Genomic DNA, 13,937 nt, shown 5'->3' on the forward strand with positions numbered 1-13,937 from the left:
GAGGGCTGGGGTGAGGGCATCAGGCCGCACGTTTATGTGGATTCACCGTGGGATTAGGCTCTGCACCGGCATCGCATTTCGCCGGTAACAGCAGGGCCAGCAGCGACGCCAGCGCCAGAGAAACCGCCAGGCAGTAAACGCCCGCGTCTTTGCTGTACAGGGTGATCAGCACCCCAACCGCATACGGGCCGCAGAAGCCACCGAGGTTGCCCAGGGCGTTGATCACGCCGCGCGCGCCGCCCGCCATCTCTGCGCTGAACAGACGCGCCGGGATAGTCCAGAACACGCCCGCTGCGGATTGCAGGAAGAACCCGCAGCCCACCAGTGCGGAATACGCCAGCCAGGTACTATCTTTCAGCGCCACGGAGAGGAACATGCAGAGCGCAAAGCCAATCAACGGCAGGGAGACAAACAGCTTGCGCTTGCCGGTGCGGTCAGAAAGCGTTGAGAACAGGAACATCCCCGCAATGGCCCCGATGTAAGGCAGGATGGCGAGCATGCCCACCTGACCGATGCTGGTGTGCGTCAGCTCCTTCAGGATGGTCGGCAGCCAGAGCGTGTAGCCGTAAATCCCGGTCTGGTAAAAGAAGTTCAAAGCGATCAGCTGCCACATGGTTTTGTCGGAAAGCACTGCGCCGAGTGACGCGTTTTTCACCTCTTTGCCAGCGATGGCCTGTTGTTCAGCCGCCAGCGTTTGCACCAGATAGTTTTTCTCCGCTTCTGAAATCCAGCGGGCTTCCTGCGGTCGGTCGTAAACGGTGAACGCCCACAGCACCAGCACAACGACGGACATCAAACCTTCAATGATGAACAGCCAGCGCCAGTCGAGTGCGGTGATGATCCAGCCCGAAAGCGGGGCGGTGATAATCCCGGCGATGGGGACAAACATAATTACAATGGCATTGGCGCGACCGCGTTCGGCATCCGGGAACCAGTTGCTGATCATGGTGAGCACGACGGGCAGCATCCCGCCTTCCGCCACGCCGAGTAAGAAGCGCAGCACCAGCAGCTGATACTGATTCGTCACCAGGCCCGTGAGCACAGAGATCACCGCCCAGGCAACCAGCGACCAGCCGATAAACTTCTTGCCGCTGCCGTGGACGGCAATCTTGCCGCCGGGAACCTGCAGGAACAGATAGCCGATAAAGAAGATCCCACCTGCCAGGCCCGCCATAGTGGCGGTAATACCCAGCTCTTCATCCATACCACCGGGCATGGCAAAGGCGATATTTACGCGATCCATATACGAAATGATGCAGGCGATAAGAATAGGAGGAATGATTCTTAGCCAGCGCTGGCGCGGAATGTCCGCTTGTAGAGTATTCGAGTAAGTGTTCATATTTACTGTCTCAGTCAATGTAACCGGAATAGGGATATTTTTTTATTGTTATTGTGTTGCTTTATTCATTTCGCTAATGCCGTCGCGCAAAATAGCGATGCGATGGCTGACGTCAGCATTAGCATTTATTTCCAGTAATTTAATACCGGAGAATTTCAACGTTGCGGCGCTCGCCGCAGTAAAGAGTGATTTTGCGTCTTCAGTAGACATCAAACTGTCGGCGCAGAATGAAGAAAACGGCGCGTGCAGATCCTGCCATTCACCGTATTCCCCGCGGGTAGTCGTGCCCGAAAACATCAGTGCACCCAGCTTTCCGGCACGGAGTGCGGCCTGAACATGTTCCAGCGGGAGCGTCGTATTTCGGCCCTCGATAGCCGAGCGCGCCCAGTTGATACAGACGCTGATATCGGTGTCTTTCACCACCTCCAGCACCTGCGCTAAAGGCAAGAAGCCCTTGCGCGGTGCCAGGCCGGTCATGGCATCGCAGTGTTCCAGCACGAGATCGCAGTCCCAGTCCCAGCCTGCGATTTCCTGGATCGAGCGGGAAAACGCCTCGGTAGCCTGCTCGACGGAAGCATTGCCCGCCTGTGGAGCCGCCTGCATCTCCAGAGCAATCACTTTGCCTGGAAAACGGGCGTTCACGGCGTTAACTTTCTTGTGCAGATGCCGGTAAAAGTCTACGCATGCTTTACGCTGCGCTTCGTCGGCTGAGGCCAGGCCAAACGCGCCGTTGCTGCCGCGGCGGCGCATGGTTTCCATGACTGCTGTGACGACGATTTGCCAGTCGCCCGGCGTATGACGGAACAGCCATTCATCACCAAACGGATGGAGATCTTCAAGGCACGGCTGTTCCAGCCCGCGAATGTTCGGCGTGTCGGAAAGTTCCCGCCAGAATGTTTGTTCTTCTTGTTCCCCTTTCTGGTGAAACGAGGGTGCGCAGGGGTACGCACCAATAATAAAACCGGTGTTGGTCATTTCGCGTTCCTGTATTTATCAGTAAATTAATCTAATTCGCTGACGGCCACTTTCACCACAATTTTACGAATTGCGGCTTCCTTGTTCTTAATACAGGCAGGACGATGCACATCCTGCGGGAAAAATATGGCATAGCTGCCGGGTGTCATTTCGATAAAGGATTCATTTTCGCTGTCGTGATAAAAAATAATATCCCGCTGTTCCAGTAATGATTCGCTTATTTCGTTATTACCGGTATCAATGGCAATACCGATTTTTTCTTCACCCCATGCTAAAAACTGAATATCCAGATAACGGCGGTGCACTTCCGGGCGGTTCTCGTGCGGCTCCTTTGTCGTCAGGTCGAGAACCTGGGCAAAAATAGTGCGACCTTCAATTTCCACCACGCCTGGCGGCAGGGTGGTGAAATCCGTAGCACGTAAAAAATGAAGCGCTTTTTCAATCGCCCGCGGCAGACGGCACGGATTGGGCTGGGAAATATGTCCGAATATCATGGTCCACTCCTTACAGAGACTGGATTTTCGCCCACACGCTGTCGTCGATGGTGATGCCGTCGCGGCGGTTCTCTTCCAGCAGGCGCGTGAATTCATGGCCCGGAAGGCGGACGGCAACGTTTTCATCAGACCGCTGCGCGGTGGTGATGAAGTCCATAATGCGCTGCAGCTTCGCATCGCGGGTTGGGCCGTCGATCAGGCGATCAACCTCGATGGCGATAAAGATCTGCGACACGCCATACTCGTCGCTGTTGTCCTGGGTCACTTCCGCGACGGAGGATCCGTTGGAGAGCAGGGTGGCGATCATGTCGAGCACGATGGATAAGCCAGACCCTTTCCAGTAGCCCATCGGCAGAATGCGGCGGTTTTTCTCAATCACGCCTGGCTCTCGGGTGAGATTACCCTCGTCGTCAAAGCCGCCATCGACCGGCAGCTCGCGCCCGGCCAGGCGATTCACCTCCAGCATGCCGTAGGAGAACATCGACATCGACATATCGACCATGGTGATTGGGTTAGAGGGAATCGCCACGATCAGCGGGTTGGTGCCGATGCAGCACTCTTTTGATCCCCATGCGGGCATGACGGCAATAGAGTTGGTCCAGCATATGCCGATATAGCCCTTCTCCGCCGCCTGCCAGCCGTAACTGCCGCCGCGCATCCAGTGGTTCGCGTTACGCAGTGCCACCAGACCAATACCGTGGTCGGACGCCAGCTCGGTGGCGCGATCCATCATCTTTTTCGCCGTCAGGTTGCCGATAGAGCGCTGGGCATCCCACTGTTCGATGGCACCCAGCGTCATTACCCGTTTTGGCTGAGCGTCGGGAATGATATCGCCTGCATCAAGCTGCTGAATGAAACGCGGAAAACGGTTAACGCCGTGCGAATAAACGCCGGATTCCGTGGTGCGGGCGAACATCTCGGCGCAGGCGTCTGCGGTTTCCGCTTTCACGCCGCGATCGAGCAGAACCCGATTAAACGCCGCTTTTAACTCTTCAAAGGTCACTTTCATCCCTGTTCTCCTGTTCTTTTTCGGGGCAAGTGCGAGTGCTTTTTTATCGCTAAATTTCACTATGCGAAATCTGATTTCAAATATAGCGATCAAATTTTGTCAGATCAACGACATTCATGTTTTTCAAAAGCGATTAAAATCAATTGGTTGTGTTTTTTCTGTTGAGATCGTGAACTGAACCACACTTTGCGCTACCATCAGGGCGCGACAAAAAGGAGCCATTTGATGAGCACGAAAGAGAGCGAAATGACGCAAGAAAAAGAGAGGCCAGCAGGTAGCCAGAGCTTGTTTCGCGGCCTGATGCTGATTGAGATCCTCAGCAACTATCCGAACGGGTGTCCGCTTGCGCACTTATCTGAACTGGCGGGGCTGAATAAGAGCACCGTGCACCGCTTGCTGCAGGGGCTACAGTCGTGCGGGTACGTGACCCCTGCACCCGCGGCGGGCAGCTATCGCCTGACCACCAAATTTATCGCCGTCGGGCAAAAGGCCCTGTCGTCGCTGAATATCATTCACGTGGCCGCTCCGCACCTTGAGGCGCTGAACATTGCCACCGGCGAAACGGTGAACTTCTCCAGCCGGGAAGACGACCACGCGATCCTGATTTATAAGCTCGAACCGACAACCGGTATGCTGCGCACGCGTGCCTATATTGGCCAGCATATGCCGCTCTACTGCTCCGCAATGGGCAAAATCTACATGGCGTTTGGTCATCAGGATTACGTGGCGAGCTACTGGGAAAGCCATCAGGAACAGATCCAACCCTTGACCCGCAACACCATTACCGAGCTGAGTGCGATGTATGATGAGCTGGCGGAAATTCGCGATCGCAGCATGGCGATGGATAAAGAAGAGAACGAGCTGGGGGTTTCCTGCATTGCCGTGCCGGTCTTTGATATCCACGGGCGCGTGCCGTATGCGATCTCCATTTCGCTGTCGACGTCGCGCATGAAGCAGGTGGGTGAGAAGAACTTGCTCAAGCCGCTGCGCGAAACGGCAGAGGCTATCTCAAAAGAACTGGGTTTTAACGTGCGCGAGGCGTAACAGATGAACCGATTTATCATGGCGGATTCGGAAAAATGCATTGGGTGCCGCACTTGCGAAGTGGCCTGTGCGGTTTCGCATCAGGAATTCGTCATCGCAAATGATTTCATGCCCCGCATTCGGGTGGTGAAAGGGGGTTCTTATACCACTGCGGTCGGGTGTCATCAGTGCGAGGATGCGCCCTGTGCAAATGTGTGCCCCACCGGGGCAATCCGACGCTCAGCCGGAGCCTGGCTCGTTGAGCAGGCGCGCTGCATCGGGTGCAAAAGCTGTATGGTGGCGTGCCCGTTTGGGGCGATGCAGGTACAGAGGGTGGGGGATCATGTGCAGGCGCTGAAATGTGATTTATGCGCGCATCGCGAGGGCGGACCTGCCTGCGTTGAGGCTTGCCCGACCCACGCGTTAAGCTGTGTCGATCCCGCCAGATTACGCACCGAACGGCTGCATCATCTGGCGTAAGAACTTACTGACCGTTTTCGCGCCAGGCGTTCTCAATCTCTTCCGCGAGAATTTTCACACCCGCTTCGATTTTTTCTGGATCAGGCACATAGTTCATGCGCATGCACTGGTGCGTGTGCGGCCACGGTTTATCCAGCCCCGGGAAGAAGTAATCGCCCGGCACCATCAGCACACCACGCTTTTTAAGTCGCTGGTAGAGAAGTTCCGTCGTAATCGGCAGATCCTTGAACCACAGCCAGAGGAAAATCGCGCCTTCTGGTTTGTGGATCAGGCAGCGTTCTTCCGGCAAATAGCGGCGAATTGTCGCAATCGTTTCCTGAACGCGCTGGTAATAGAACGGCTTAATCACGTCATTCGACAGGCGCAGCAGGTCGTTGCGCTTAATCATTTCGCACATCATCGCCGGGCCGATGCCGCCGGGTGAAAGGCTGATAATGCCGTTCATGTTGGTAATGGCGGTGATGATTTTTTCATTGGCAATGATGATGCCACAGCGGCTGCCCGGCAGGCCCAGTTTAGACAGGCTCATGCACAGAACGATGTTTGGGTTCCACAGCGGGCGGGCTTCGCTGAAGATTATCCCCGGGAACGGCACGCCGTAGGCGTTATCGATCACAAAAGGGATGCCGTGCTGATTGGCCAGCGCGTCCAGTTTCATCAGCTCGTCATCGGTAATCACGTTGCCCGTTGGGTTGGTAGGACGTGATACGCAGATCATGCCCGTCTCTTCACCAATATGCAGGTGTTCAAAATCGACGTGATATTTGAACTGGCCTTCTGGCAGCAGTTCGATGTTCGGGCGCGCGGAGACAAACAGGTCTTCTTCGAGGCCGGAATCGGCATAGCCGATATACTCCGGTGCCAGCGGGAACAGCACTTTTTTGGTCGTGCCGTCGGCGCGACGTCCTGCGAACAGGTTAAACAAGTAGAAAAACGCGCTCTGGCTGCCGTTTGTCAGTGCAATATTCTGTGGCTCAATATCCCAACCCAGCTCTTCACGCAGCATATCGGCGAGGAGTTTCAGCAGTTCGGTTTTACCCTGAGGGCCGTCATAGTTGCAAAGTGCATCGGTTGCTTTGCCGCTTTCCAGCATCTGAGCGAGCAGGCTCTGGAAATAGGTAGTCATCTCCGGGATTTGAGCCGGGTTTCCGCCGCCGAGCATGATTGCGCCCGGTGTGCGCAGCCCGTCGTTGAGGTCCTCCATCAGGCGGGTAATGCCTGAATGGCGGGTAAATTTGTCGCCGAAAAGTGAAAACGTCATAGCAGGTGATCTGTCGGGCTTATTATGAAAGGGGGTAACCATAACGCTAGCACCGTGCTGGTGCAAATCAGGTGATGTGGTCGGATTTGTTGTTTTATAGGGTGGGTTTGGATTTTTGTAGTGAATCGTTCTGGTTTGTTTCCCCCTCACCCCGGCCCTCTCCCCTGTGGGGAGAGGGTTAGGGTGAGGGGCCGTTTATTGATTACCCGCCCATACCACCATCACTTTATCGCCCTTGTGCTCGCGCACGAAGCCGTAGCCTTCCTTCAGTGACAGCGTGGTTTGCTTGCCTTCACCAGTCGCCGGGTGACGGGCGCGGAACTGACCCAGAGTTTGCCAGTGAGCGACGGTTAAGGCCTGTTTGCCCGTCACGTCCTGCCAGTTCATGTCCGAGCGTGTGCCCTGAAGCGGGTCGGAGCCTGTTGGGCCGAACGGACGTTCAGATTCATCGCCGTAGTAAATCTGCACGCTGCCCGGCGCCAGCATGAGCAGCTCCGCCGCGCGCTGGCCTCCTTCTCGGAACAGTCGCGTATCGTGTGACGAGAGATAGCTCAGCACATTGAAGCTTTGCAGTTTCTCCGCCATCTGCTGCCACGTCATATCGATATCAGCCAGACAGTCCACCGCTTTCGCCGCCTGCTCCTGATAGTCAAAGTTGATCATTGCGTCGAAACCGTGGCGGTAATAATCGCTCTGCATCACGCCGTGGCCCCATGCTTCACCGGTCATCCAGAAGGGCGCATTGTCGAGTTTTTTATCGGGGTTCGCCGCTTTCCACGCTGCCAGTGCCTGGCCTGCCTGATCTTTCAGCTGCTGCCATGCGTCGAGTTCAACGTGCTTTGCGGTATCAACCCGGAAGCCGTCGATACCGTAGTCACGAACCCACTGGCTGAGCCAGTGGGTCAGGTAATCCCGGGGCGTGAAATTCGTCATCGCTTTCGCGCCGGTGTCGGGCTTGTGTTGATAAAAGTTCGGCAAACCTGACGGGGTAGTCGATTCCGTTTTCAGATCCGGCAGGAAGGCCAGCGACATGGTCAAATCGTCGAAGCCGGGGTTGTCGTAATCACCAATGTCGGTGCGGATCCATTTCTTGCCCCACCATTTTTCCCATGCGGCTTTGTCGCTAAAGTTGATGTAGTCGTTAAAGCTGTGCCAGCTTTGGCCCGCGCCGGGTTTCCAGTCCGTCCAGCGTTCACCCAGCGTTTTCTTCAGCTCATCGCCCTGCAGATACAGCGCGCCAAACTGGTACTCCTGCATGTCCGCAAGGGTCGCGTAGCCAACGTGGTTCATGACGATATCAAACAGAATACGGATACCGCGCTTGTGCGCTTCGTCAACAAGCTGGCGCAGGTCATCTTCGGTGCCCATGTTGGCATCGAGCTTCGTCCAGTCCTGCGTGTAGTAACCGTGATAGGCGTAGTGAGGGAAATCACCTTTGGTTCCACCGCCCACCCAGCCGTGGATTTGCTCCAGCGGGGAGCTTATCCACAGCGCGTTGACGCCCAGTTGCTGCAGGTAGTCGAGCTTGCCGGTAAGCCCCTTGAGATCGCCGCCGTGGAAGGTGCCGATCTCCTGCATGCCGTCTTTATGACGGCCATAGCTGTTGTCGTTGCTCGGGTCGCCATTCACAAAGCGGTCGGTCAGCACGAAATAGACGGTGGCGTTTTGCCAGCTGAAGGGCGCGGGCTGGTCGGTTTCGGCACGCTCAAGCAGCAGCAGGCCGTTGCTGTTGGCGGCAGGCTGTAGGGTGATTTTGCCGTTCTGCACCGTCGCCGTCTGTTTGCTGTAGAAATCACGCACCACTGTGCCTTCAGGGAAGGTACTGCTTACCTCCAGCGTCAAAGGTTTGCCGTCCCACTTTGGACACTGACGGGCGACGTTCGCGACAGGTTGCTCCGTTGTACTCTGAATGGTCAGCATCAGGGTTGGTGTCCCGGAGCGGGTATCGACGCGCATCTGATAATCACCGTCACGGAATAGCCGCCACTGGGGCGGTGTGCCCTCACAGTGCTTGAGCGACAGCATCTCATTGAGTTTTATGGAGCCCGTAGGCTGCCAGCACGTGTTGTCAAAACTCACTGTTAAAGGACGGGTACCCTTCGCGAGCTTTGCCTGGCTGGTGAAGACCCCGGTTCCTTCCGCGCGAAAAGCGCTAAATCCCGGCGATGACCAGTCTGCATGTGCCAGTGCGGGTAACATCAGGAGAGCCAATGCGGTGCGTTTCATTCCATTTTCCTGTCGCGGATTTTTTGACCAGTGTGCCACCGGGTACTGAGGAAAAACTCCTCCTCCGACGGTTTCTGCCAGGAGGACGCGAAGGGATGAGTGATCCCGCGCAAAATTAGGCAGTTATCTGCGATATCGCACACATTTTTTCAGAATTGATGCTTTAGTGAGCATGTTTCAGGTGACATAGTTTCGGATTTGGACTATTTCTATACGTGCTCTGGAAGACTATTTTTGATATGATTTGAGATTCCGCTCTCAAATTTGTGAAAAAAATAAGGTGTTGGGATGATTACATCCGACCAGGAGACCTAATGATATCGACTCCCATTCGACGATATGGGGCTGCGATACTCATGTTACTCACCATGGCATTTTCGGGTGAGGTGCTTGCGAAGACGCACACGGATACAACGAGTAAGAAAGCCCACGTAATAAAGACGACAAGTAGTAAGGTTAGCAGTAAACAAGAGTATTCTCGCAATAGTGCAAAGAGTAGTTCACTTCCTGATTTGCGAAAATACCCTTCCGGAACACCAAGGAAAAAAGCGTTTCTCCGGACGGTAATGCCTTACATCACGAGTCAAAATGCCGCGATTACTGCGGATCGTAACTGGCTGATCTCAAAACAGTACGATAGCCGCTGGTCGCCGTCTGAGCGCACGCGCCTGAAAGAAATTTCAAAACGCTACAAGGTGAAATGGAATGGCAACACGCGTCGTGTGCCGTGGAATTCACTTCTGGAGCGTGTAGACATCATTCCGGGCAGCATGGTGGCAACGATGGCCGCCGCTGAAAGCGGTTGGGGTACCTCGAAGCTGGCGCGCAATAACAACAATCTTTTCGGCATGAAATGCGTGAAAGGGCGTTGTAACAATGCTCCCGGTAAAGTGAAAGGCTACTCGCAGTTTGAATCGGTCAAAGATTCCGTGAATGCCTATGTCGTGAATCTGAACACGCATCCAGCCTACTCATCCTTCCGTAAGTCTCGCGCCCAGCTGCGTAAAGCGGATCAGGAAGTGACGGCCAGTACGATGATCCACAAGCTGAAAGGTTATTCCACCCAAGGGCAGCGCTATAACAACTATCTGTTTGCGATGTACCAGGATAACCAGCGCTTAATTGCCGCGCATATGTAATCCCCAAAAAACGCCTTCCATCGGAAGGCGTTTTTCTTTTTATATCAGTACTTCGCTATACCGTTCCCGGTACTCTTTCGGCGTGGTCTCATACTCCTTTCTGAAAACCGAGTAGAAATACTGCAGCGACGGGTAGCCGCACATTTGTGAAATTTCATTGATGGAAAGCGACGTGGAGATCAGCAGGCTGCGCGCTTTCTCCAGTTTTTCCGCATGAATAACGGCGTGAATAGTTTCACCCACTTCCTCTTTAAAGCGTTTTTCCAGGTTTGAGCGAGAAATGCCGACCGAATCCAGCACCTGATCCACCTTAATGCCTTTGCAGGCGTGGTTGCGAATGTAGTGCATTGCCTGAATGACGGCCGGGTCGCTTAAGGAGCGATAATCGGTTGAGCGGCGTTCGACGACACGCACAGGCGGAACCAGCAGGCGCTGAAGCGGCAAGGCTTCGTTGTCCAGCAGGCGGTGCAGGAGCTTTGCGGCCTGATAGCCCATTTGACGGGTTCCCTGCGCGACAGAGGAGAGCGCCACGCGAGACAAATAGCGGGTTAACTCTTCGTTATCAATACCAATTACGCACAGCTTTTCAGGCACCGGAATATGCAAATGTTCGCAGACCTGCAGCACGTGGCGCGCACGAGCATCTGTTACCGCAATAATCCCTGTCTGGGGCGGCAGCGTTTGCAGCCAGTCCGCCAGGCGGTTTTGCGCGTGCTGCCAGTTTTCAGGTGCGGTTTCCAGCCCCTGATACACCACACCACGATATTTCTCCTTTGCGACCAGCTGGCAGAACGCATGCTCGCGCTCTACCGCCCACCGTTTGCCGCTTGAAGAGGGCAACCCGTAAAAGGCAAAGCGATGCACGCCTTTCTCTTTTAAATGGAGAAAAGCGGCCTCGACCAGCGCATGGTTATCGGTTGCGATGTAGTGGACTGGTGGATAGTGATCGGGCGAATGATACGAGCCGCCGACGCCCACAATGGGAACGTCGACGTCTGTTAGCAATTGCTCAATGACGGGATCGTCATAGTCAGCGATCACGCCATCGCCCAGCCAGTCTTTGATGTTCTCCAGACGGGTGCGGAAATCTTCTTCAATGAAAATATCCCACTCGGATTGCGACGCCTGCAAATATTCACCAACCCCTTCAACCACCTGACGGTCGTAGGCTTTGTTGGCATTGAATAACAACGTAATGCGGTGACGCTTTTCAAACATGGCTCACTTTCCCAAATAAGTAACAATACTGTTCTCAGGCACGTCGCTTGGTTGCAGAGTCCATCCAGACTGCCAGCAAAAGAATCGCTCCCTTCACGATATACTGCCAAAACGTTGGGACGTCCATCATGCTCATCCCGTTATCCAGCGAAGCCATAATAAATGCGCCCATCACCGCACCTGCCACGCTGCCGACACCGCCTGCGAGACTGGTCCCGCCGATGACACACGCAGCGATGGCATCCAACTCGGCAATGTTTCCTGCCGACGGTGAACCGGCCCCCAGACGTGAGCTGAGGATCAGCCCTGCAATCGCCACCATCAGGCCGTTGATGGCAAAGACAGCGAGTTTGGTGCGTTCGACGTTGATCCCTGACAGACGTGCCGCCTCAAGATTACCGCCAATGGCATAAATACGACGACCAAACGCGGTGCGCGTAGCCATAAACATGCCGCCCAGCAGCAAGAGCGCCAGCAGCAGAACGGGCGTCGGGACACCGCGGTAATCGTTCAGCAGCCAGATGGCACCCAGCACAATCACGGCGGTGAGCGCCTGACGACCGACCACGGAGGTCGATGCCGGAGAAGCCAGCCCCAGCGCCTGACGGCGCATACGGCCACGCCACTGCCATGCGATGAAGGCCATCATGCCCACCACGCCGATCGTAAAACCGATGCCATCAGAGAGGTAGCTCTGCCCAATCTGCGACATAGACGCGCTGGTGGGAGAGACGGTAGTGCCGTTGGTGATGCCAATCAGAATCCCACGGAAGGCCAGCATCCCGGCCAGGGTGACGATGAATGACGGCACCTTACGGTAGGCAACCCACCACCCGTTCCACGCCCCCAGTACCAGACCCAGCGCCAGCGTCACGACAATGGTGAGCGGCAGCGGCCAGCCGAGCCAGACATCAAATATCGCCGCCACGCCGCCGAGCAGGCCCATCATCGACCCGACCGACAGGTCAATCTCCGCTGAGATAATCACAAACACCATCCCCACGGCCAGAATGCCGGTGATGGCAGTCTGGCGCAGCAGGTTAGAGATATTACGGGCACTTAAATAGGAGCCATCGGTCATCCAGGTAAAGAACAGCATGATGGCGATAATCGCCGCGATCATCACGAAGACCTGCAGGTTTAGCGCTTTCAGCCCTGCGAACGCGCCGGGTGTCGGCACAGCGACTTTGATATCAGACGGATTGCTTTTCGACATGACGTTCGCTCCTTAGGGCGGCTTCCATCACCTGCTCCTGCGTCAGGTTCTGGTTAATCAGATTGGCTTTCAGTTTCCCCTCGTGCATAACCAACACGCGGTCGCTCAGGCCGAGCACTTCAGGTAATTCAGACGAGATGACAATGACGGCAATGCCTTGCTGCACAAGCTGATTAATCAGCTTGTAGATTTCATACTTCGCGCCGATATCAATCCCGCGAGTCGGTTCATCCAGGATTAAAATTCGCGGGTTGAGAAGGAGGCAGCGCGCCAGAATCGCCTTTTGCTGGTTCCCCCCGCTGAGGCGTCCAATGGCCAGTTCCGGGGAGGAGGTTTTGACCTTGAGCCTGGCAAGTGACTGAAGAATACACTGCTGCTCGGCAGCGTCGTCCAGGCTCGTCAGGGCGCCAGAGAACTGGTTTAGCGCCGCCAGCGTGATGTTTTTCCCGACAGCCATTACCGGCACGATGCCGTCTTTTTTGCGATCTTCTGGCACCATGGCAATGCCATGGGCAATCGCCTGCTGGCAGTTGTCGATTTTTACCGGCTGACCATCGATGTAAATGCTGCCTTCCCAGCGTCCGGGCCACACGCCAAACAGGCACTGCACGGCTTCGGTTCGACCTGCGCCCACTAAACCCGCAATGCCAAGGATTTCACCGCGGTGAAGGGAAAAAGAGACGTCGTTAACTCGCCTGATATGGCGATTCACGGGATGCCATGCAGTGAGATTTTCCACGCGCAGGATTTCGTCTCCCACGGCGTGGGGTTCGTTCGGATAGAGCGCAGTGAGTTCGCGCCCTACCATCATGGTGATGATGTCATCTTCACTCATGCCCTCCGCTTCACGCGTGCCGATGTGTTGCCCGTCGCGGATCACGCAGATGGTGTCCGAAATGGCTTTCACCTCATTAAGCTTGTGCGAAATATAGATGCAGGCGATACCGTGGTTTTGCAGATCGCGGATGATATTGAGCAGAACAGCGGTTTCCTGTTCAGTGAGCGAGGCCGTTGGCTCATCGAGGATCAGCAGTCTTACCTGCTTGTTCAGGGCTTTGGCGATTTCGACCAACTGCTGCTGCCCCAGACCAAGATCCCCCACGCGGGTATCCGGTGAAATGCTGAGGCTCACCTGCGCCAGCAGCTTTTCACAGCGCAGCGTCATGGTGTCGTAATCCAGCACGCCGTGACGTGAGATTTCTGCCCCCAGGAAGATATTTTCCAGCACGGTGAGGTGCTTCACCAGTGCCAGTTCCTGATGAATAATGGCGATACCTTTACGTTCAGTATCGCGAATGTGTGTGGCCTGAATGACCTCACCGGCAAAGACGATTTCACCCTCATAGCTGCCATGTGGATAGATCCCGCACAGCACTTTCATCAGCGTCGACTTGCCTGAACCGTTTTCACCGCACAGCGAGACCACTTCGCCAGGGTTTAGCCGCAGGCTCACGTTATCGACCGCTTTCACCGCGCCAAAGGCTTTGGTGATGCTCTTCATTTCTAGTAAATAAGACATAACTGCTCCACGTGACCTGAGGGAGAACAGGACAGACC

At 55.3% G+C, this 13,937-nt stretch carries 12 protein-coding genes; 3 read left to right on the forward strand and 9 right to left on the reverse strand.

Annotation, left to right across the window (positions count from 1 at the left end; translation table 11 throughout):
• Positions 1-19: 19 nt before the first annotated feature.
• From ACTJJA_RS23110 to yiaK, 4 genes are read right to left on the reverse strand one after another with little or no spacing between them, the layout of a single operon-like run.
• On the reverse strand, positions 20-1,339 hold the full coding sequence (locus ACTJJA_RS23110; RefSeq protein WP_440669294.1) for an MFS transporter: 1,320 nt from the start codon (positions 1,337-1,339) through the stop codon (positions 20-22).
• Between the two features lie 48 nt (positions 1,340-1,387).
• Positions 1,388-2,314: a DUF4862 family protein gene (locus tag ACTJJA_RS23115; protein ID WP_440669295.1), complete on the reverse strand. Its 927-nt coding sequence runs from the start codon at positions 2,312-2,314 to the stop codon at positions 1,388-1,390.
• A 26-nt stretch (positions 2,315-2,340) separates the two neighbouring features.
• On the reverse strand, positions 2,341-2,808 hold the full coding sequence (locus ACTJJA_RS23120; protein ID WP_089599684.1) for a YhcH/YjgK/YiaL family protein: 468 nt from the start codon (positions 2,806-2,808) through the stop codon (positions 2,341-2,343).
• Between the two features lie 10 nt (positions 2,809-2,818).
• Entirely contained in the window at positions 2,819-3,817 is a 999-nt protein-coding gene (gene yiaK / locus ACTJJA_RS23125; protein ID WP_172701678.1) for a 3-dehydro-L-gulonate 2-dehydrogenase, read from the reverse strand.
• Between the two features lie 225 nt (positions 3,818-4,042).
• Here yiaK and yiaJ point away from each other — a divergent pair, with 225 nt between their 5' ends.
• Both yiaJ and ACTJJA_RS23135 read left to right on the forward strand, forming a co-directional pair.
• On the forward strand, positions 4,043-4,861 hold the full coding sequence (gene yiaJ, locus ACTJJA_RS23130; protein ID WP_010436731.1) for an IclR family transcriptional regulator YiaJ: 819 nt from the start codon (positions 4,043-4,045) through the stop codon (positions 4,859-4,861).
• 3 nt (positions 4,862-4,864) lie between these two features.
• Positions 4,865-5,320, forward strand: coding sequence for a 4Fe-4S dicluster domain-containing protein (locus ACTJJA_RS23135; RefSeq protein WP_440669296.1), 456 nt, complete (start codon positions 4,865-4,867; stop codon positions 5,318-5,320).
• 4 nt (positions 5,321-5,324) lie between these two features.
• Here ACTJJA_RS23135 and avtA read toward each other — a convergent pair whose 3' ends face one another.
• A complete protein-coding gene (gene avtA, locus ACTJJA_RS23140) occupies positions 5,325-6,581 on the reverse strand; it encodes a valine--pyruvate transaminase (RefSeq protein WP_440669297.1) in 1,257 nt (418 codons plus the stop codon).
• Positions 6,582-6,776: 195 nt separating this feature from the next.
• On the reverse strand, positions 6,777-8,807 hold the full coding sequence (locus tag ACTJJA_RS23145; protein WP_440669298.1) for an alpha-amylase: 2,031 nt from the start codon (positions 8,805-8,807) through the stop codon (positions 6,777-6,779).
• A gap of 314 nt (positions 8,808-9,121) precedes the next feature.
• Here ACTJJA_RS23145 and ACTJJA_RS23150 point away from each other — a divergent pair, with 314 nt between their 5' ends.
• Positions 9,122-9,946: a protein bax gene (locus tag ACTJJA_RS23150; RefSeq protein WP_089599674.1), complete on the forward strand. Its 825-nt coding sequence runs from the start codon at positions 9,122-9,124 to the stop codon at positions 9,944-9,946.
• A 39-nt stretch (positions 9,947-9,985) separates the two neighbouring features.
• Here the strand turns inward: ACTJJA_RS23150 and xylR are convergent, their stop codons facing one another.
• From xylR to ACTJJA_RS23165, 3 genes are read right to left on the reverse strand one after another with little or no spacing between them, the layout of a single operon-like run.
• The gene (xylR, locus tag ACTJJA_RS23155) at positions 9,986-11,164 is read right to left on the reverse strand and encodes a D-xylose utilization transcriptional activator XylR (protein ID WP_089599673.1); all 1,179 of its coding nucleotides are present in this window, start codon (positions 11,162-11,164) and stop codon (positions 9,986-9,988) included.
• Between the two features lie 34 nt (positions 11,165-11,198).
• A complete protein-coding gene (gene xylH, locus ACTJJA_RS23160; RefSeq protein WP_010436746.1) occupies positions 11,199-12,380 on the reverse strand; it encodes a xylose ABC transporter permease XylH in 1,182 nt (393 codons plus the stop codon).
• On the reverse strand, positions 12,358-13,899 hold the full coding sequence (locus ACTJJA_RS23165; RefSeq protein ID WP_010436748.1) for a xylose ABC transporter ATP-binding protein: 1,542 nt from the start codon (positions 13,897-13,899) through the stop codon (positions 12,358-12,360). The genes xylH and ACTJJA_RS23165 overlap by 23 nt, the downstream gene beginning before the upstream one ends.
• Positions 13,900-13,937: the final 38 nt, after the last annotated feature.

The organism is Enterobacter sp. 22452 (assembly GCF_052045065.1).
Taxonomy (GTDB): domain Bacteria; phylum Pseudomonadota; class Gammaproteobacteria; order Enterobacterales; family Enterobacteriaceae; genus Enterobacter; species Enterobacter mori.

Bases quoted from the DNA above. Each gene is read 5' to 3' on its own strand.
- avtA (WP_440669297.1), bottom strand. From the start codon at position 6,581: ATGACGTTTTCACTTTTCGGCGACAAATTTACCCGCCATTCAGGCATT.
- ACTJJA_RS23150 (WP_089599674.1), top strand. From the start codon at position 9,122: ATGATATCGACTCCCATTCGACGATATGGGGCTGCGATACTCATGTTA.
- xylH (WP_010436746.1), bottom strand. From the start codon at position 12,380: ATGTCGAAAAGCAATCCGTCTGATATCAAAGTCGCTGTGCCGACACCC.
- ACTJJA_RS23120 (WP_089599684.1), bottom strand. From the start codon at position 2,808: ATGATATTCGGACATATTTCCCAGCCCAATCCGTGCCGTCTGCCGCGG.
- ACTJJA_RS23165 (WP_010436748.1), bottom strand. From the start codon at position 13,899: ATGTCTTATTTACTAGAAATGAAGAGCATCACCAAAGCCTTTGGCGCG.
- xylR (WP_089599673.1), bottom strand. From the start codon at position 11,164: ATGTTTGAAAAGCGTCACCGCATTACGTTGTTATTCAATGCCAACAAA.
- ACTJJA_RS23115 (WP_440669295.1), bottom strand. From the start codon at position 2,314: ATGACCAACACCGGTTTTATTATTGGTGCGTACCCCTGCGCACCCTCG.
- yiaJ (WP_010436731.1), top strand. From the start codon at position 4,043: ATGAGCACGAAAGAGAGCGAAATGACGCAAGAAAAAGAGAGGCCAGCA.
- ACTJJA_RS23135 (WP_440669296.1), top strand. From the start codon at position 4,865: ATGAACCGATTTATCATGGCGGATTCGGAAAAATGCATTGGGTGCCGC.
- ACTJJA_RS23110 (WP_440669294.1), bottom strand. From the start codon at position 1,339: ATGAACACTTACTCGAATACTCTACAAGCGGACATTCCGCGCCAGCGC.
- yiaK (WP_172701678.1), bottom strand. From the start codon at position 3,817: ATGAAAGTGACCTTTGAAGAGTTAAAAGCGGCGTTTAATCGGGTTCTG.
- ACTJJA_RS23145 (WP_440669298.1), bottom strand. From the start codon at position 8,807: ATGAAACGCACCGCATTGGCTCTCCTGATGTTACCCGCACTGGCACAT.